Annotated in this window: 14 protein-coding genes and 2 riboswitches; of the genes, 7 read left to right on the forward strand and 7 right to left on the reverse strand. The window is 68.4% G+C overall.

Annotated features, from left to right (window positions below; all coding sequences use genetic code 11):
• Positions 1-183: 183 nt before the first annotated feature.
• From ACWDUM_RS03475 to ACWDUM_RS03490, 4 genes are all read left to right on the forward strand, one after another.
• Positions 184-504, forward strand: a complete 321-nt coding sequence (locus ACWDUM_RS03475) for a chorismate mutase (protein WP_450132890.1) — start codon at positions 184-186, stop codon at positions 502-504.
• A 411-nt stretch (positions 505-915) separates the two neighbouring features.
• The gene (locus ACWDUM_RS03480) at positions 916-1,977 is read left to right on the forward strand and encodes an ABC transporter substrate-binding protein (protein WP_450132891.1); all 1,062 of its coding nucleotides are present in this window, start codon (positions 916-918) and stop codon (positions 1,975-1,977) included.
• 101 nt (positions 1,978-2,078) lie between these two features.
• On the forward strand, positions 2,079-3,071 hold the full coding sequence (locus tag ACWDUM_RS03485) for a FecCD family ABC transporter permease (protein ID WP_450133319.1): 993 nt from the start codon (positions 2,079-2,081) through the stop codon (positions 3,069-3,071).
• Between the two features lie 22 nt (positions 3,072-3,093).
• Positions 3,094-3,879, forward strand: a complete 786-nt coding sequence (locus ACWDUM_RS03490; protein WP_450132892.1) for an ABC transporter ATP-binding protein — start codon at positions 3,094-3,096, stop codon at positions 3,877-3,879.
• A gap of 16 nt (positions 3,880-3,895) precedes the next feature.
• On the opposite strand, the gene ACWDUM_RS03495 is transcribed toward ACWDUM_RS03490, so the two are convergent.
• From ACWDUM_RS03495 to prpD, 4 genes are all read right to left on the reverse strand, one after another.
• The gene (locus ACWDUM_RS03495; RefSeq protein WP_450132893.1) at positions 3,896-4,951 is read right to left on the reverse strand and encodes an ABC transporter substrate-binding protein; all 1,056 of its coding nucleotides are present in this window, start codon (positions 4,949-4,951) and stop codon (positions 3,896-3,898) included.
• 78 nt (positions 4,952-5,029) lie between these two features.
• Positions 5,030-5,092: riboswitch (cobalamin riboswitch) on the reverse strand.
• A 491-nt stretch (positions 5,093-5,583) separates the two neighbouring features.
• Complete coding sequence (locus ACWDUM_RS03500) at positions 5,584-6,708, reverse strand: bifunctional 2-methylcitrate synthase/citrate synthase (RefSeq protein WP_450132894.1); 1,125 nt, start codon at positions 6,706-6,708, stop codon at positions 5,584-5,586.
• Entirely contained in the window at positions 6,708-7,622 is a 915-nt protein-coding gene (prpB, locus tag ACWDUM_RS03505) for a methylisocitrate lyase (protein ID WP_450132895.1), read from the reverse strand. Before prpB ends, ACWDUM_RS03500 begins: the two co-directional genes overlap by 1 nt.
• Before the next feature lies 1 nt (position 7,623).
• Complete coding sequence (gene prpD / locus ACWDUM_RS03510; protein WP_450132896.1) at positions 7,624-9,144, reverse strand: 2-methylcitrate dehydratase PrpD; 1,521 nt, start codon at positions 9,142-9,144, stop codon at positions 7,624-7,626.
• Positions 9,145-9,355: 211 nt separating this feature from the next.
• Here prpD and ACWDUM_RS03515 point away from each other — a divergent pair, with 211 nt between their 5' ends.
• Positions 9,356-10,771 carry a short-chain fatty acyl-CoA regulator family protein gene (locus tag ACWDUM_RS03515; RefSeq protein WP_450113298.1) on the forward strand — a complete coding sequence of 472 codons (1,416 nt, stop codon included), beginning with the start codon at positions 9,356-9,358 and terminating at the stop codon, positions 10,769-10,771.
• Between the two features lie 96 nt (positions 10,772-10,867).
• Here ACWDUM_RS03515 and ACWDUM_RS03520 read toward each other — a convergent pair whose 3' ends face one another.
• The 3 genes from ACWDUM_RS03520 to ACWDUM_RS03530 all read right to left on the reverse strand — a co-directional run bounded on the left by ACWDUM_RS03520 (position 10,868) and on the right by ACWDUM_RS03530 (position 15,578).
• Entirely contained in the window at positions 10,868-12,067 is a 1,200-nt protein-coding gene (locus tag ACWDUM_RS03520; RefSeq protein WP_450132897.1) for a DDE-type integrase/transposase/recombinase, read from the reverse strand.
• Between the two features lie 138 nt (positions 12,068-12,205).
• A complete protein-coding gene (gene metE / locus ACWDUM_RS03525; protein ID WP_450113299.1) occupies positions 12,206-14,491 on the reverse strand; it encodes a 5-methyltetrahydropteroyltriglutamate--homocysteine S-methyltransferase in 2,286 nt (761 codons plus the stop codon).
• A 194-nt stretch (positions 14,492-14,685) separates the two neighbouring features.
• Positions 14,686-14,858: riboswitch (cobalamin riboswitch) on the reverse strand.
• 120 nt (positions 14,859-14,978) lie between these two features.
• A complete protein-coding gene (locus ACWDUM_RS03530) occupies positions 14,979-15,578 on the reverse strand; it encodes a TetR/AcrR family transcriptional regulator (protein ID WP_450132898.1) in 600 nt (199 codons plus the stop codon).
• 146 nt (positions 15,579-15,724) lie between these two features.
• On the opposite strand from ACWDUM_RS03530, the gene ACWDUM_RS03535 reads away from it, so the two are divergent.
• Both ACWDUM_RS03535 and ACWDUM_RS03540 read left to right on the forward strand, forming a co-directional pair.
• Positions 15,725-17,671, forward strand: a complete 1,947-nt coding sequence (locus ACWDUM_RS03535) for a multicopper oxidase family protein (protein ID WP_450132899.1) — start codon at positions 15,725-15,727, stop codon at positions 17,669-17,671.
• Positions 17,672-17,678: 7 nt separating this feature from the next.
• A complete protein-coding gene (locus ACWDUM_RS03540) occupies positions 17,679-18,446 on the forward strand; it encodes an MlaE family ABC transporter permease (protein ID WP_450132900.1) in 768 nt (255 codons plus the stop codon).
• Positions 18,447-18,450: the final 4 nt, after the last annotated feature.

Here is an 18,450-nt window from a genome sequence, read left to right on the forward strand (position 1 = left end):
GCGCCGATGATCGCCACCCCTGGCGATTTTTCTACGGGTACCGGACTCCGGTGCCCGTGGCCTGATCAACCCCACGAGCCCCGCGGTCCGACTACGGATCCGGGGCTTTTTCGTGAGACGGCCTGGATCGGGTAACGACCCGCGGGACCGACGACGATCCAGTGAGTGACACGAGGAGTACAAATGGGCGCCCCCATCCCATCGAACGACGACGCGACGAAGAACACCGACGCCGACGACACCACCGGCCTGCCGACCACCGAGGCCGAGATCGACGAACTCCGCAAGGAGATCGACCGGCTCGACGCCGAGATCCTCGCGGCGATCAAGCGCCGCAGCGAGGTCTCCCGGATCATCGGCCGCACCCGGATGGCGTCCGGCGGCCCCCGTCTCGTGCACAGCCGCGAGATGAAGGTGCTCGAGCGGTTCAGCGAGCTCGGCCAGGAGGGCCACACCCTCGCGATGCTGCTGCTGCGCCTCGGCCGCGGTCGCCTGGGTCGCTGACGCACCTGCGCTTCGCACCTGTGCAGCGCGGCGGCTCCGCTGCGCTTCGCGCCTGTGCAGAGCGGCGGCTCCGCTGCGCTTCGCGCCTGTGCAGAGCGGCGGCTCCGCTGCGCTTCGCGCCTGTGCAGAGCGGCGGCTCCGCCGCGCTCGGTGCCTGTGCGCGATCCTCACCCAGCCGGTGAAGATCACGCAGGAATGACGGAGCGGCTGCCCGGACAAATCGGGCAGCGACCCGCGGTATACGGTGGCCTCGGCCGCCCCGCGGCCCCGATCGGCGAGGGAACCCGGTGAGAATCCGGGACTGACGCGCAACGGTAACGGCACGAGTGGCCGAAGTCCGAATGCTCTCCGGATCGGGTCAGGTTGACTCAGGCCCCGCGACCGGGCCCCGCACCAGGAAGTTCCGCTCCCATGCGCCTTCGTTCCGCATACGCCGCCGTCTCCACCGCCGCGGTTCTCGCACTCACCGGATGCTCCGGTTCCGGCTCCCCCGCTCCCCACTCGGCTGCCTCCGAGAACGCCACCACCGGTGTCCACCCGATGACGACCCCGAACTGCGGCCGCACCGTCACCGTCGACGCGCCACCGGAGCGGGTGGTCTCGCTGAACCAGGCGTCGACCGAGATCCTGCTCTCCCTCGGTCTGGCGGACCGGATGGTCGGCACCGCCACCTGGACCGACCCGGTCCGGGAGAACCTCGCCGAGGCCAATGCCACGGTGCCGCGGCTCGCGGACAAGAAGCCGTCCCTCGAGGTCGTCCTGGACGCCGACCCGGACTTCGTCACCGCGTCCTTCGCGTCGTCGATCGGCGACGGCGGGAACGCCGGCCGCGACCAGTACGAATCGCTCGGCGTGCCGACCTACCTGTCCCCCACCGACAACGGCTGCAGCGGCACCGCGAACTCGGCATCGAACGCCGATGGCGCCCGCACCGAACCGCTGACGCTCGAGAGCGTCTACCGGGAGATCCGGGAACTCGCAGCGATCTTCGACGTCCGTGAGCGCGGCGAGGCGTTCGTCGCCGAGCTGCAGCAGCGGTACACGCGGGCCGCCGAGTCGGTCGACGCGTCGGGCGTATCTCTGGCGTTCTGGTTCGCCGACACCAAGACCCCGTACATGGCGGGCTGCTGCGGGTCCTCCGGGATCATCGCGAACTCGGTCGGCGCGACCAACGTCTTCGCCGACACCACCGACGAATGGCCGCAGGTCAGCTGGGAGACGGTCGCGGACCGCAATCCGACCGCGCTTGTCCTCGCCGACCTGAGCCGGCGCAGCATCGACGGCGACGCGCTGGACAGCAAGATCGCCTTCCTCGAATCGAATCCGGTGACGTCGCAGATGCCCGCGGTGCGGGACAAGCGGTACATCATCGTCAATGGCGCCGACCTGAACCCGACCATCCGCACAGTCGACGGTGTGGAGAAACTGGCAACCGCGCTCGAGCAGTGGAACCTCGCCGCTCCGCGGCAGTGAACCGCGTGGTGACGACTCCGGCCGGCGGCACACGGAGCACCGACGTACCCGGTTCGTCGGCCGGGTCACCTCGCACCGAGTCGCGGCCGTTCCTCACCGCGGTGCTCGGCGGCGGCCTGATCCTGCTCGTCGCCTCGATCGCGGTCACGATCACGATCGGACCGGCGAACCTGTCGGTGCGGGACGTGTACGCGGTGGTGCTCGAGCATCTGGGTGTCGGCTCGTCGGGCTTGAGCCGACTGCAGGACGGCATCGTCTGGGATCTGCGACTCCCGCGGACACTGCTGGCAGCGGTGTGCGGAGCCGGGCTGGCCCTGTGCGGCGCGATCATGCAGTCGCTCCTGCGCAATCCACTCGCCGATCCGTTCGTCCTCGGCATCTCCTCCGGCGCGTCCACGGGTGCGGTGCTGGTGGCGGTGCTCGGCATCGGTGGCGGCGCCATCTCGCTGTCGATGGGTGCCTTCGCAGGCGCTGTGGTGGCGTTCGCCGCGGTGATCGCGCTCGCCGCGGGGGCCGGCGGTGGCACGGCGCGAGTGATCCTCGCCGGTGTCGCCGGTACCCAGCTCTTCTCCGCGCTGACCTCGTTCATCGTGATGTCCTCGGCGGACGCCGAGCAGACGCGCGGGGTGCTGTTCTGGCTGTTGGGTTCGCTCAGTGGGGCGGACTGGACCGATGTGCTGCTGTGTGGGGGTGTGACGGTACTCGGCATCGTGATCTGCCTGGCGGTGGCCTCGTCTCTGGATGCGCTGACCTTCGGCAACTCCGCGGCGATGTCGCTGGGGGTGTCGGTGCGCAAGATCCGACTCCTCCTGCTCACGGTCACCGCGCTGATCACCGCGGCGCTCGTCAGTGCGGCCGGTGCGATCGGTTTCGTCGGTCTGGTGCTGCCGCACGCCGCGCGGTTCCTCGTCGGCCCGCGCCACAGCCGCCTGCTCCCCGCGACCGCGCTGATCGGCGCGATCTTCATGGTGTGGGTGGACGCGGTCGCCCGCACCCTGTTCGCACCGCAGGAGATCCCGGTCGGTGTCGTCACCGCGCTGATCGGTGTCCCCGCGTTCGCGGTCATCCTGTTCCGGATGCGGAAAACCTCATGACACGCGAAGGACGGTGCCACTGATGCCTCTGCACGCCAAGCACATCGGGTGGAGCCGGGGCGGAAATCTGGTCCTCGACGGGGTGACCGTCGAACCCGTCCCGGGCGAGACCATCGGGCTGCTCGGGCCGAACGGGTCCGGGAAGTCCTCGCTCCTCGGCGTTCTCGCCGGCGTCCACCGACCCGACTCCGGCCGGGTCCTTCTGGACGGCAGCGACATCCGGTCGATGCGGCGGCGCCAGATCGCCCGCCGGGTCGCCACCGTCGAGCAGCACGCCGACACCGAGGTCGACATCACCGTCGCCGATGTCGTTCGTCTCGGCCGGATCCCGCACCGTGGCGCGTTCGGCGGCGACGAGGCCGCGGACTCGACCGCGATCGAGTGGGCGTTGGCCCACACCGGTATGACCGAGCACGCGCATCGACGGTGGCACACCCTCTCCGGCGGCGAACGCCAGCGCGTGCAGATCGCCCGCGCGCTCGCGCAGGAACCGGACGAGATCCTGCTCGACGAGCCGACGAATCACCTCGACATCGCGCACCAGCTCGACATCCTCGCGCTGGTCTCGGAGCTCCCGATGACCAGTTACATTGCGCTGCACGACCTGAACCTGGCCGCGATGTTCTGCGACCGGGTGGTGGTGCTGGCCCACGGGTCCGTCGTCGCTGCGGGCACACCCGCCGAGGTGGTCACCGAGGAACTCGTCGAGCACGTGTACCGGGTCCGGGCCACCGTCACCCTCGACGACGGGGTTCCGTCGGTCAGCTACCGGCGCGCCACCCGGACTCCCGTCCCGACCACACCGTGACGGGAGTCCGGGTCGGTCACTGCCGTGTCGAACGCAACCCCGCAGCAAGTTTCTCCACCGCGTCGACCTCGCGGATTCCGGGGTCCAGTTCGGAGCCGGTGAGCACGACGTAGCGTCGTTCGCGCACGGCAGACAGCTCCTTCGTCACCGGATTCGATTCCAGGAAGGCGATCTTCGTATCCAATGAGTCGCCGTCGACCCGCTTGCGGCTGAGGTCGCCGAGCACCAGAACATCCGGGTCCCGGTCGGCGAGGGTCTCCCAATTCACCTCGGGCCAGTCGTCACGCGCATCGGCGAACACGTTGACCGCTCCGGTCTCTTCAGCGAGAAGTCCCGGGGCGGAGCAGCATCCGGCCATGTAGGGCGCCTCGAGACCCGAGAACCAGAACGCGACGGTCGGCCCCGTGCCGTCCCGTGTCGCTTCACCGGCGTCCGCGCGCGCGGCAGCCATACGTTCCTCGAGTTGCGCCACCAGCGCCGCTCCGCGATCACGGACGTCGAAGATGGCGGCCAGCTCGCGGATCTCCCGGTAGAGCGTGTCGATCGCCAGCGGCGCGTCCCTGGTGACGGTCTCGCCACTGACCGTGGAATCGACACACACGGACGGTGACTGGTAGGTCGGCACTCCGAGCTGGGCGAAACGGGCACGATCGGCGACGACCGCCGATGTGAAAGTGTGCGCGCTGGCCGAGGTCACCAGATCCGGCTCGGTGGCCAGCACCGTCTCGAGCGACGGATCGTTGTCGGCCAGCCGGGGCACCCGCTGGTTGTCGGCCTCGAGACCGGGCAGAACCGGGTCGAACCAGGTCGACGTGCCGACCATCCGATCCGCGAGACCAAGGGAGAGAAGGATTTCCGTCGAACTCTGATACAGCGACACCGCTCGCTTCGGGGGCGCCTCGAACACGACCTGCTCCCCGCAGTTGTCGATCGTCAACGGGTACGCGGTTGCGCCCACGGCGTCGATCGGCCGGACGGAGTCGGTTTCACCATCGGATGGGCTGCTGCAGCCCGCGAGGAGGGCTGCGGAACATGCTGTGACCGCAAGGCGGCGAGCAAGATGGAGCACCATTGGGGCTTCCTTTTCGTTGAGGGCCCTTTCGCGGGGCCCGCCGAGACAATCCGGCATCGTCGGATGCCGCGCCGGCGAGCATTCGGACTCGGGATTTCTCCCTCACCGCTGCGCGTCAGTTCCGGATTCACACCGGATTCCCTCGCCAGGCCGCTCGACTCTAGCAAGCGAGGGTGTCGATGGGACTCCGGTACTCGCCGCGATGTTCTCATCGTGGGGGCGTGGGTCTTGGTTCCGCCAACTGTCGGCCAAGTCCTTCGCGGCGACACCGGCCACGATGCTTCTCCAGTTCGCACCGAGCGCGGCTTCCAGGTGGTGTTCGCGGATCGAAGTGTCCCGGAGTACGTCCGCGAGCTCATCCGTTGTTCGTCCGGCCTGGGAGTGCCAGGCGGCACAGACCTCCGTGCGTCGGAGGACGTGCAACGTCAACCGCGCGACCGCCATACTCGGAGCAGACCGAGACACTGCCAGGGCGATCAGGCGGCGGCGGTCTCGCAGAGTTAGTGCGGACCGAGTCCAGAGGTGACAATCGACGTACGCCGCCGCCCGAGCCGGCATTGCGCCGACGACGTCGGCGTAACACTTGACTCTCGTATCAGTAGATCTCGTGGCCAACCAACGGCGCTCGGCGGTCAGGCAACCACCGAGCGCTGGGGCACGCCGGTGTATTCGCTCAGCGGTCGGATCAGGGCGTTGGATTCACCCTGTTCGATGATGTGCGCCGTCCATCCGGTGATGCGGCTCATCACGAAGATGGGCGTGAACACCTCGATGTCGAAGCCCATCAGGTAGTAAGCAGGGCCGGTCGGGAAATCGAGGTTCGGCTTGATTCCCGTGGCCTCGTTCATGGTCCGCTCGAGGATCTCGTAGATCTGCACCCACTTCTCGCCACCGGTGTGAGCAGCGACGTCGAGGAAGGCCTTCTTCATCGTCGGCACCCGGGAATCACCGTTCTTGTAGACCCGGTGACCGAAGCCCATCACCTTTTCCTTGCGGGCCAGCTTGCCCCGCATCCACTCCTCGGCCAGCTCGGGCTCGCCGATATCGAGCATGTCGTGCATGACGGCCTCGTTCGCACCGCCGTGCAGTGGCCCCTTGAGGGTGCCGATGGCGGCGGTGACGGCACTGTAGATGTCCGAAAGGGTCGAGGTGACGACCCGCGCCGCGAAGGTGGAGGCGTTGAAGCTGTGCTCCGCGTACAGAATCAGCGAGACCTCGAACGCCCTCACGATCTCCTGGTCCGGAACCCTCCCGAAGCACATGTTGAGGAAGTTCTCGGCGAATCCGAGATGGCTGTGCGGTGCGACCGGGTCGAGACCGTGGCGCCGGCGATGATCGGCCGCGACGATGGTGGGCAGCACAGCCATCATGCGAAGCGCCTTCTCGCGATTGGCCTTCGGATCGTTGTCCCACTCCTCCGGGTCCTCGGCACCGAGGTAGCTGATCGCGGTGCGGACCACGTCCATCGGATGACAGTTGTCGGGCATCTTCGCGACCAGCGCCAGCAAGGAACGGTCGGCACGACGGCTCGCGCGCTCACGCTGGCAGAACAGTTCGAGCTGCGCGTCGGTGGGTAGCTCGCCGTTCCACAGCAAGTAGGCAACCTGCTCGAAGCTGCAGTGCGCCGCGAGGTCCTGTACCGCGTAGCCGCGGTAGGTCAGCGAGTTCGTCTCGGGCACCACCTTGGAGATCGCGGTGGTGTCGACGACGACGCCGGCCAGGCCCTTGTAGATGGTGGGGACAGCGGTTTCGGTCATCACTGGCTCCTCGAGAGGGTGAAGTTGAAGACTCCGGAGTCGAACTCGTTGTAGCGCTGGTACTCGAGCACCTCGTACAGGCGGGAGCGGGTCTGCATCTGGTCGAGCAATCCCTCCTGAGTTCCCGTCGAGTGGATCTCGCGCAGGCCGACCTCGATCGCGCCCATCGCCAGCCTCAGCGTGGTGACCGGATAGATCACGGCGTTGTAGCCGATGCTCTCCAGGGTCTGCGCCGGGATCAGCTGCGACTTGCCGAACTCGGTCATGTTCGCAAGTAGCGGGATATCGACGGCGGCCCGGAACTTCGCGAAGTCGGCCTCGGTGTGCAGGGCCTCGGTGAAGATCAGGTCGGCCCCGGCGTCGGCGTAGGCCTTGGCGCGCTCGATCGCCGCGTCGATCCCGTCGATCCCCGCCGCGTCCGTGCGGGCGCAGATCACGAAGCTCGGATCGCGGCGGGCCGAAACGGCAGCACGGAGGCGGCGGACCATCTCGTCCGTCGGCACGATTGCCTTGCCGTCCAGGTGCCCACACCGCTTCGGGTTCACCTGATCCTCGAGGTGCAGGCCGGCGATGCCGGCATCCTCGGCAACGAGGACGGTGCGCGCCGCCGACATCGGTTCACCGAAACCGGTGTCCGCATCGATCAGCACGGGCAGGTCGGTCACGCGGGCGATCTGCTGACTGTGCGAGACGACCTCGGTGAGGGTGGTCAGCCCGATGTCGGGCAGGCCGAGTCCGGCGGAGAAGGCGCCACCCGAGACATACACGCCCTCGAAGCCGATCTCCTGGATCAGCTTGGCGGTCAACGGGTTGATGGCACCGGGGAGGCGCGTGATCCCGGTCGAGGTCAAGCTCGCCCGGAGTGCGACACGCTTGTCGGCCGCGGACGTCGCGGCGGCGATGAGTCCGGTCATCTCAGAACAGTCCCTTCGGCGACTTCGGGGCGCGGGCGAGCACCTCGTCGGTGACGGTGAAGGTGAGCTCGTTCAGCTCGCCTGCGCCGAGGTCGGCGGTGCGCTGGGCGGCGTCGAGGAAGCGGTCCTGCTCCGCCGGGGCGACGACACCCTCGGCGAGCGTGCGGAACTTCGCGATGTACTGGTCCCGTGCAAAGGGCCGGGCGCCGAGCGGATGCGCGTCGGCGATCGCCAGCTCGTCGACGATCACCTCGCCGCTCTTGAGGGTGACCTCGGCGCGGGCGCCGAACGCCTTCTCGTCGGGGTCGGTCGAGTGGTAGCGACGGGTCCACTCCGGGTCCTCTGCGGTGGAGATCTTCTTCCACAGCTCGATGGTGTCGGGGCGCTGCGCCCGCTCCGGTGCGTAGGACAGCTCGTGGTGCCACGTCCCGTCCTGCAGCGCAACGGCGAAGGTGTACATCACCGAGTGGTCGAGCGTCTCGCGGCTGGCGGACGGATCGAACTTCTGCGGATCGTTCGATCCGGTGCCGATCACATAGTGGGTGTGATGGCTGGTGTGCAGCACGATCGACGCGATCTGGTCCAGGTCCCCGATCCGCTCGCGCATCCGACGGGCGAGGTCGATCGGCGCCTGGCTCTGGTACTCGGCCGAGTGCTCCTTGGTGTAGGTGTCGAGGATGGCACGCTTAGCCTCACCCGGACCGGGCAGGGGCACAGCGTATTCCGCCTTCGGCCCGCCGAGCAGCCATGCAATGACGCCGTCCTCACCCTCCCAGATCGGGGACGGCGCGCCCTCGCCACGCATCGCGCGATCGACGGCCTCGACCGCCATCTTGCCGGCGAACGCAGGCGCGTACGCCTTCCAGCTGGAGATCTCACCCTTCCGGGACTGTCGGGTCGCGGTCGTGGTGTGCAGGGCCTGCCCGACGGCCTGGTAGACGGTCTCGGTGTCGAGGCCGAGCAGCGTGCCGATGCCGGCCGCAGCGGACGGCCCGAGGTGGGCGACGTGGTCGATCTTGTGCTCGTGCAGGCAAATCGCCCGGACCAGATCCACCTGGATCTCGTATCCCGTTGCCAGGCCGCGGATCAGGTCGGCGCCGCTGCGGCCGGCGTGCTGCGCGACCGCGAGGATCGGCGGAATGTTGTCACCGGGGTGCGAGTATTCCGCGGCCAGGAACGTGTCGTGGAAGTCGAGTTCGCGCACAGCAACCCCGTTCGCCCATGCCGCCCACTCCGGCGAGAACGTTCCACCGATCCCGAACACAGTCGATCCGCGTCCGTTCGATGGCGACCGGCTGTACGGATGCGACTGCGCCTGGGCCCGGGCATTGGACACCGGACGCCGGGTCAAGGATGCCGCCGCGACGGCCGCGTTGTCGATGATCCTGTTGATCACCATCTCGGCGGTGTCGGCCGGGACCTCCACCGGGTCGGTCGCGACCTCGGCGACCTTCCACGCCAGGTGCTCGTCCCGAGGGAAGTCCTCGGCGGATCGGCGTGTGCGAACGGAATGGGTCTTCAACGTGTGTCCTCCGATGAATCTGTGCCGCTCGATAACGACGGGCGACGCGGCGATAGTTGCAGCGTATGCAGATGATCCAGCGAGGTGAAGACACTGAATATGCGTATTTGAGTGGTGTGTGTCCGCTCAGTTTGCGAATGGTGCGAATCACCCGGATCGTGGTTGGGTGGACGATCGACAACCAGGTGGCACCGGCCGAGGGGCGACGAGGATGCAGAAGATCTACGGCGGCCCGCGCCTGCGCCGACTGCGGGAGGAACGCGGCCTCACCCAACTCGAACTCGCCCGGATCCTGGACCTGTCGGCGAGCTACGTGAATCAGATCGAGAACGACCAGCGCCCGTTGACGGTGGCGGTGCTTCTCAAGCTCAACGCCACGTTCAACCTGGACGCCCAGTTCTTCGCGGCGGAGGAAGACGCCCGCCTCGCAGCGGATCTCCAAGAGGTCCTCGCGGCGATGGGGACGACGCCACCGACGCCGACCCTCGTCGAAGAGTTCGTCGCGCGCATGCCGGAGATCGGCACGGCGCTGGTGAACGTGCACCGTCGTCTCCTGGCGGCGACCGAGCAACTGGAACAGTACAGCGCGCACCTGGCCACCCCGTCCGAGTCGGGCGCAGGACAATCGCTCCCCATGCCGTTCGAGGAGGTGCGAGACTTCTTCTACGACAGGCACAACCACATCGCCGAACTCGACGACGCCGCCGAGCGCCTGTTCGCCGGAAGCGGCCTCCGCCTGGGCTCACTGGACACCCAGTTGACCGCTCTCCTCGAATCGGAACACGACATCGTCGTGCGGCTGCGCACCGATCCCCCGGACCGCCCGGGCCCGAAACGGTTGTACGACGCGACCAATCGGATCCTGACGCTGTCCCGCCACCTCACTGCGGGCCAGCGGGCCTTTCAGATCGCCACGCAACTGGCATTCCTCACCCAGGCAACGGAGATCGATCGGCAGGTCGCATCGGCGGTCGGGTTGAGCGACAACGCCCGGGAACTGGCGCGGATCGGTCTGGCGAACTACTTCGCAGGTGCACTCCTGCTGCCGTACAACCTGCTTCTCGACGCGGCCGAGCAACTGAACTACGACATCGAGATGCTCGCATTGCAATTCGAGGTCGGGTTCGAGACGGTCTGCCACCGGCTGTCGACGATGCAGCGCCCGACCAGGCGCGGAGTGCCGTTCTTCTTCGTCCGGACCGACCGAGCCGGAAACATCTCGAAACGACAGTCCGCCACGGCCTTCCATTTCTCACGCGTCGGCGGGAGCTGCCCCCTGTGGGTGGTGCACGACGCATTCGGCACACCGGGGCGCATCGTCACCCAGGTGGCGCAGATGCCCGACGGTCGCACATACCTGTGGATCGCGCGCACGACGGACGACGGTGCCGGGCCGTACGGAACGCCGCAGCGCAGCTTCGCCGTCGGTCTGGGCTGCGACATCACCCATGCCGCGCGGCTCGTCTACTCGCGCGGCCTGCGACTGGACGACCGAATGTCCCCGGTGCCGATCGGCGCCGGCTGCAAGATCTGCGAGCGAACGGACTGCGCGCAGCGTGCGTTCCCGCAGATCGGCCGGTCGACCCGGGTGGACGTGAACCTCAGCAGCCGGCTGCCCTACCCGTAGGCGCTCGGCACCTGTGCGCGAGTGCGGTAACTCCCGCTGCTGTGCTGTCTACGTAGATGTGAGACACGGGTGTCTACGTAGATGTGAGACACGAGTTTAGGCGGCAGGGCGGAGTCGTCCTTGGTATCGCCTGGTCATATCCAGGTGGAGGTGGCCGAGGACGGCTCCGTTCTGGTCGTAGGCGGTGACGTGGTCACCGTCCCGTAGGACGGTGACCTTCTGGCCGGCGCGTGGCCGGCCGACGCTGATGTCGGCGCCGCCGACGTTGATCACCCCGGTGGCGGCAACCGTCAGGGAGGCGATGGTGGCGTCCTGCTGGGCCGGGAGCCGGTCGGGACCACCGAGGGCGGGGGCGGTGTCCCAGGCCCGCCGCGGTGGCATGTTCCAAGCGCTGTGACGACGCTCGATGTTGTAGAACGCGCGGTAGGCGTCGCACAGGACCTGCAGCGCCGTCACGGTCGCCGGGGGCGGCTGGTCACCGAGCCACTGCTTGAAGGTGCGGTGGTGACGTTCGACCTTGCCGCACGTCTGCGGGTGATACGGGCTCGAGTGGATCAACCGGGCACCAGCGGTGGTGACGTGTCGGGTGAACCGGGACACCCCTCCCGCGCGGAGCCGGGAGGTGAACGCGGCCCCGTTGTCCGAGAGCACGATCGCGGGCACCCCGAACTCGGTGAACGCGGCCTCGATCGCGGCGATGGCACCGGCCGCGGTTTCCGCGTCGGCGGCCACCGACGCGACGAGGGTGCGGGTGCAGTCGTCGAGGACCTCGAAGACCACCGCCTTACCCCCGATCGCGAGAGCGACCTGGGTGGCGTCGATCTGATAGCAGTCCCGCGGCCGCGCGTAGGCGAATCGTCGGTACGAGGACTTCGGGCGTTTGCGTGGCTCGGCGACCACCAGCCCGTGACGGCGCAGGATGTTGTTGATCGTCGCGCGGGACGGAATCGTCCACCCCTCAGACTTCCAGTCCTGTTCCCGGGCCACCGTTTCCAGGTGGTATCGAATGGAGTCGGCGCCGTTGTCGCGGCCCAGGTGCAGGCGCGCGCGGACGACCTCGACCTCCACCCAGAACGGGGTGCGGTGCGGGCAGGAGGAGGGCCGGTGTGACCGTGGGGTCCACCGACCCTCCTCCTCGATCCGTTTCCTGTGCCGGTACGCGGTGGCGCGGGCGATGCCGTTCGCCGCGCACCATGCCTGGAAGTCGCCGCCGAACACGTCGGCTCCCTCGGTGATTGCCAACCTCAACGCAGCATCGAGCAGCTTCATGCGGGCATCCGATCTGGTCACGGACATGTCCGTAACCGGTCTCGGTGTCCACACCTACGACCACAGCACCGTGTCTCACATCTGGGTAGACATCTCGTGTCTCACATCAACCCGGACTGAACAGTAACTCCCGCTGCCAAACTCGCGCACAGGTGCCGCAGGCGCCTAGAGTTCGCTGCGGACGGCGACGGTCGCCTCGACCATGTTGCGCAGCGACGCCTCCACCTCCACGGGCCCGCGGGTCTTGAGGCCGCAGTCCGGATTGACCCACAGACGCTCGGCCGGAACGGATTTCAGCGCCTCGCGCAGGGATTCCGCGATCTCGTCGGCGGACGGGACCCGCGGCGAGTGGATGTCGTAGACACCGGGACCGACGCCCAGGTCGAACCCGACCGCGTTGAGGTCGCCGAGCACCTCCATGTGCGAGCGGGCCGCCTCGATCGAGGTGACGTCCGCATCCAGGCCCGCGATCGCGTCGATGACCTCACCGAACTCCGAGTAGCACAGATGGGTGTGTATCTGGGTGTGATCGGCCACTCCCGAGCTCGCCAGCCGGAATGCCCCCACCGACCAGTCCAGGTACGCACGCTGGTCGGCGATCCGCAGAGGCAGGAGCTCCCGCAGCGCGGGCTCGTCGATCTGTACGATCACCGCCCCGGCCGCTTCGAGATCGACCGCCTCGTCGCGGATGGCGAGCGCGATCTGACGCGCACTGTCCGCCAGCGGCTGGTCGTCCCGAACGAACGACCACGCGAGGATCGTGACCGGACCGGTGAGCATGCCCTTGACCCGTTTGTCGGTGAGCGACTGCGCGTATCCGGTCCAGTCGACGGTCATCGGACGCGGGCGGGAGATGTCACCGAAGAGGATCGGCGGACGCACGCATCGGGAGCCGTAGGACTGCACCCACCCGAACTCGGTGGCCGCGAAACCGTCGAGCTGCTCGGCGAAGTACTGCACCATGTCGTTGCGCTCCGACTCGCCGTGCACCAGCACGTCCAGGCCCAGCTTCTCCTGCAGCGCAATGACGTCCGCGATCTCGGCGCGCATCCGCGCAACGTACTCGGCCTGGTCGATCGTGCCCGAGCGCAGCTCCGCACGAGCGACCCGGATACGCGAGGTCTGCGGGTACGAGCCGATCGTGGTGGTCGGCAGCAGCGGCAGACCCAGCCGCTGCGACTGCAGTTCCCGACGTTGAGGGGCAGATGCACGACCGGCCTCGCCGGCGATCTCGTCGAGCCGGCGCCGGATCTCGTCGTTGCGCAGACGCGGGTCGCTCGTCCGCGATGCGACAGCGGCCTCGGACGCCTCGAACGCCGCGGCCACCGCGTCGCGGCCCTGGGCCAGGGAGGTCGCGAGGGTCGCGACCTCCGAGATCTTCTCCGTTCCGAACGCCAGCCACGAGCGCAGGGCCTCGTCGAGGTTCGATTCCGCGTCGAGTCCGTATGGCACGTGCAGCAGCGAGCACGAGGTCGACACCGCAAGCGCGCCGGCCGACCCGAGGAGTGCACCGAGGGAGGCCAGGGCGCGGTCGAGGTCGGTGCGCCAGACGTTGCGCCCGTCGACGATGCCGGCGACCACCAGCTTGTCCGCCAGCGCGGGCACCGACCACGCGCCGGCGTCGGGGTTGCCCGCGACGAGGTCGACGGCGATCGCCTCGACGGCGGTGCTCGCCAGCGCGGGTAGCGCCGGACCGAGGTCCCCGAAGTAGGAGGCGACGAGGATCGCCGGTCGCTCCGCGGACGCGGACAGCTGCTCGTAGACCCGGCGGGCCGTCTCGATCTCGGCATCGGTGCGGTCGGTGACGAGGGCAGGTTCGTCGATCTGCACCCAGGTCGCGCCCGCCCGGGACAGCTGCCCCAGCAGGTCCTGGTACAGCGGAACCAGCTCGTCGATCCGGCCGAGCAGCTCGTCGGCACCGTCGACACCCTTCGACAGCAGCAGGAAGGTGACGGGTCCGATGACGACGGGCCGCGCCGGGACACCCTGCGCCAGGGCCTCTTCCAGCTCGCCGAGCACCTTGCCCGGGTCCAGCGCGAAGGTCGTCCCGGGCCCGATTTCGGGGACCAGATAGTGGTAGTTGGTGTCGAACCACTTGGTCATCTCGAGCGGCGCGACGTCCGCGGTGCCGCGGGCCGCGGCGAAGTAGCGGTCGAGCGGGTCCGAGATCCCCTGTACCCGAGCGGGCAGGGCACCGAGCATCGCGGCGGTGTCCAGGACCTGGTCGTAGTAGGAGAACGTACCCACCGGAACCGAGTCCAACCCGGCGTCCTGCAGCTGCGCCCACGTCTGGGCGCGCAGCGTCCGGGCCACGTCGTCCAGTGCGGCGCGGTCGATTCGTCCGGCCCAGTAGGACTCGACTGCGCGTTTGAGTTCGCGGCGCGGCCCGATCCGCGGCGATCCCAGCACCGTCGCGGTGAAACGAGGCTGATCGTCAGGTGTTGCGGTCACGAAAGTGCTCCATGGCGTGCGTAGGTGTGGCCGCCGCCGAGAGACGGGTACACCTGACGAAGCCCACCTGCCGCCCGAGGTCGGGCAGCAGCCGATACCGCCCACGACGGGGACGGCACTGTGCCGCATGCAGGCCCACCCGCCCGATCCACGAGGCGGCGAACCGCCGGGCACGGCGTGCCCGGCGCAGAGGGCAGGTCTTCGGACTCGCGGGCACCGGGTCGTACTCGACCCGACCTACTGGCCGTCGCTTCCCGGGCGGGATGCCCAGTGCTGATGACGGCGGTCGTTCCTGCATACCGCTGCGGGACAGTCCCGGATTCTCACCGGGTTCCCTCTCACCCCGACCGAGCGTGCTCGACCGGGATTCGACGCCGCGCTCCGTGCTTAGGGGCTCCTCATGACCGGGACGCGGCGAACCGACTGCACCGACGACAATAGCCGGGCGCGATCGGGTTGCGACAGGCCCCTCAGCCGGTCGAGGTCGTCAGTCTCGGGCGGTGAGGAGCGCGAAGATGCGCCGCAGCTCGTCCACCGTCGGCTCGGGCAGGTGGTCGCGCGCGTGCAGGAATCCGACACCCGCGTAGACCAGCACCCCACTGCGCAGCCGGGCCTCCTCCGCGTCGAATCCCAGGTCGAGGAGAGCGCTCTGGACGACGGCGAACACCTGGTTGTCCAGTCGGGCAACGGAATCGGCGACCTGTGCGTCGCTGCGCGCCCAGTCCCGGACCGCGACTTCGACCGCCCAGCCGCGCTGCGAGGTCAATTGCGCGGCCATCGCCTCGAGTCGTTGGTCGCCGGGGATCGACGTCGTCTCCTTGAGCGCCTGCAGTGTCTCGTTCTGGATCTCGCACCACCGGTCGGCCACCGCCTTCATCAGGTGGTCGATGTCGGTGAAGTGCCAGTAGAAGCTGCCCTTGGTGACGCCGAGCTCCTCGCACAGCCGGGTGATCTTCACCCCGGCGACGCCTTCCCGGACCAGTAGGTCGAGGGCTGCCTCGATCCAGTCGTCGACGGACAGCCTGGCCTTGCCACCGGCGGCGCGGGCCGGCTTCTTCGCACCCGCCACGCCCTGTTTCGCCACCATCTCGCCTCTCTTCGAATGCCGCACTGCCATTCCAAGCTACGGCGCCCGCGGCCCGTTCACGAACCGTTCGGTGGGCAATCCCGGCACACCGCGCACGTGTGCGGCGAATCTCCACACAAACCCCGGTCCATACCATACAGTGCGGTATGGTCCTCGGTCCGAGGGAACCGAGAGTCTCGACAAGGGGTGTCACCGTGCAGGGACGGGCAATTGGACGCCGAAGTGTGTTGCGCGCACTCGGAGTCGGCGGGGTCGCGTTCGGGCTCGGCGTGGCACGTCCGGTCGCGACGGGGAGCGCCCAGGCCGGCGGGTTCACGAGCCCCCTGCTTTTCCATTCACCGCCGACGACACCGTTCCGTGCCGGCCTCGAACCATTGCCGACGGTGTCCGGTTCGAGGCTCCGAGTCGCCGCGGTCAACGCCTCCCATCGGTTCCACCCCGACCACGGCCCGGCCTCGACACTCGCCTACCGGGTCGACGACACCGCCGTCTCGTACCTCGGCCCGACGATCGAGGCGCACGTCGACCAACCCGTCGTGATGGAGGTGACCAACGAGATTCAGGGCCATCCGCTCGCCGCGGACCTCGACCTCAGCCTGCACGGCGTCTCGCACAGCTACCGGTCGTCCCCGCCGATCGTGCTGCACCTGCACGGCGGCGAGACGCCACCCGACAGCGACGGCCACGCCGAGCAACTGATCCATCCGGGCACCACGCTGACGCACCGGTTTCCGAATCACCAAGAGGCCGCGCACCTCTGGTATCACGATCACGCCATGGGCATCACCCGCGCCAACGTGTACGCCGGTCTCGCCGGCACCTATTTCCTGCGCGACCGCTTCGACACCGGAACCGCCGACAATCCCCTGGGCCTACCCGCCGGCGAGTTCGAGATGCCGCTGATCCTGCAGGAGCGGATTCTCCGTGCCGACGGCGGCCTGAGCCTGCGGTCGACGCCCGTCGTCCCCTCCGGTTCGTGGGAGGGCGGTGCCGTCGGAGATCTCGGCCTGGTGAACGGGGCGGTGTGGCCGGACATTCCGGTGGCGCGCGGGCTGTACCGGTTTCGGGCGATCAACGGCTCGTCGTACAGCGTGTGGAACCTGCATTTCGACAACCACATGCGGTTCTGGGTCATCGGCAACGACGGCGGTCTGCTCGACGCACCGGTCCCCACGACGTCGATCCGCATGTCGCCGGGCGAGCGCTACGACCTGCTGGTCGACTTCTCCGATTTCGACGCGGGCGGTTCGGTGCACCTCTGCAACGACGAGGCACCCCCATTCCAGGCGGCGATGCTCGGCGAGGTCGCGATGCCGCTGTTCTGCCGCTTCACCGTCGGTTCGGAGCGCGGGTTCCGCGGACCCGTCCCGGCCACGCTGCGGGCGGGAGGACGCACACCCGATCCGCTGCCACCGCTGCCGACACCGTCCGTGATCCGGAACGTCTCGGTCAGCCAGCCGTACGCCTTGCGGATTCCTCCGGCGTATATGGCATTGAACAACCTTCGCTACACAGATCCCGACATCGAGATGCCCCGCGCAGGCACGGTTGAGCAGTGGAACATCGTCAACGTCACCGACGACCCCCACCCGATCCACCTGCACCTGGTGATGTTCCGCATCCTCGGCCGCGCGCCGCTGCGCACCGTGGAACTGCAGGCGACGAATCTCCAGCCGCCGTTGGGAATCCGCTGGACACCCGACCCGGAGCCGTACCTCGCGGGACCGATGCTGCCACCCGCGCCGTGGGAGGCGGGATGGAAGGACACGGTGCGGGTCGACCGCGGGACCGTCACCCGGATCCTGGTGCGTTTCCCGACGGCCGACGAGCTGGGCTTCGACCCGGACGCCTCCTTCCCTGCACCGTCGGCGCCTGCGCCGACGATGCAGGGGTCCTGGACGCCGATCCACAACGGGATCGATCACGGAACCGGGCACGGCGATCCCGTGGCCGACACCGAGAACGCCACCACCGAGCACGCGGACCACGCCTCCCACCCCGCGGGCGGTGATCTGCAGGGCTACATGTGGCACTGCCACATCCTCGATCACGAGGACCACGAAATGATGCTGCGGTACCGGGTGGTCACATGAGGTGCGCGTGACCACCCGTCCCGGAGCGGCCGCTGTCTCCGCGCTCGGCGAGTTCTACGCGCTGACCGTGGACACGGCGGCGGCCCTGTGGCGCACACCGTTCCAGTGGCGCGAATTCCTCGACCAGTGCTGGGCCGTGATCCGGGTGGCGCTGCTGCCGACGATCGTGATGTCGATCCCGTTCACGGTGCTGGTGGTGTTCACCCTGAACTCGTTGCTCACCGAGATCGGGGCGAGCGACCTGTCCGGCGCCGGCGCCGGGCTCGGCACGATCACCCAGATCGGTCCGCTGGTCACGGTTCTCGTGGTCGCGGGTGCCGCCGCGACGGCGATCACCGCCGACCTGGGATCGCGGGCGATCCGCGAGGAGATCGACGCGATGGAGGTGCTCGGCATCGACCCCGTGCACCGGCTGGTGCTTCCCCGGGTGCTCGCCGCGACGGTGATCGCCACCCTGCTCAACGGCGCGGTGTGCGCGATCGGCCTGGTCGGCGGATTCGTCTTCTCCGTGTACCTGCAGGACGTGAACCCCGGCGCCTACGTGCAGGGATTGACCCTGCTCGTGGGACTGCCGGAACTGCTGCTGTCGGAGGCGAAGGCCGCCGTGTTCGGTGCGGTCGCGGGCTTGATCGCCTGCTACCGCGGGCTCGCCGTCACCGGCGGGCCGAAGAGTGTCGGACAGGCCGTCAACGAGACGGTGGTGTTCGCGTTCGTGGCGCTGTTCCTGGTGAACATGCTGCTGACATCGATCGGGCTGGCATTGACCGGAGCGTGACAAC

Source organism: Rhodococcus sp. NPDC003322 (assembly GCF_053589555.1).

Coding starts and splice junctions, on each gene's coding strand:
- ACWDUM_RS03535 (WP_450132899.1), top strand. CDS start 15,725: ATGGTCCTCGGTCCGAGGGAACCGAGAGTCTCGACAAGGGGTGTCACC.
- ACWDUM_RS03530 (WP_450132898.1), bottom strand. CDS start 15,578: ATGGTGGCGAAACAGGGCGTGGCGGGTGCGAAGAAGCCGGCCCGCGCC.
- ACWDUM_RS03500 (WP_450132894.1), bottom strand. CDS start 6,708: ATGACCGAAACCGCTGTCCCCACCATCTACAAGGGCCTGGCCGGCGTC.
- ACWDUM_RS03480 (WP_450132891.1), top strand. CDS start 916: ATGCGCCTTCGTTCCGCATACGCCGCCGTCTCCACCGCCGCGGTTCTC.
- ACWDUM_RS03515 (WP_450113298.1), top strand. CDS start 9,356: ATGCAGAAGATCTACGGCGGCCCGCGCCTGCGCCGACTGCGGGAGGAA.
- ACWDUM_RS03475 (WP_450132890.1), top strand. CDS start 184: ATGGGCGCCCCCATCCCATCGAACGACGACGCGACGAAGAACACCGAC.
- ACWDUM_RS03520 (WP_450132897.1), bottom strand. CDS start 12,067: ATGTCCGTGACCAGATCGGATGCCCGCATGAAGCTGCTCGATGCTGCG.
- ACWDUM_RS03495 (WP_450132893.1), bottom strand. CDS start 4,951: ATGGTGCTCCATCTTGCTCGCCGCCTTGCGGTCACAGCATGTTCCGCA.
- prpB (WP_450132895.1), bottom strand. CDS start 7,622: ATGACCGGACTCATCGCCGCCGCGACGTCCGCGGCCGACAAGCGTGTC.
- ACWDUM_RS03490 (WP_450132892.1), top strand. CDS start 3,094: ATGCCTCTGCACGCCAAGCACATCGGGTGGAGCCGGGGCGGAAATCTG.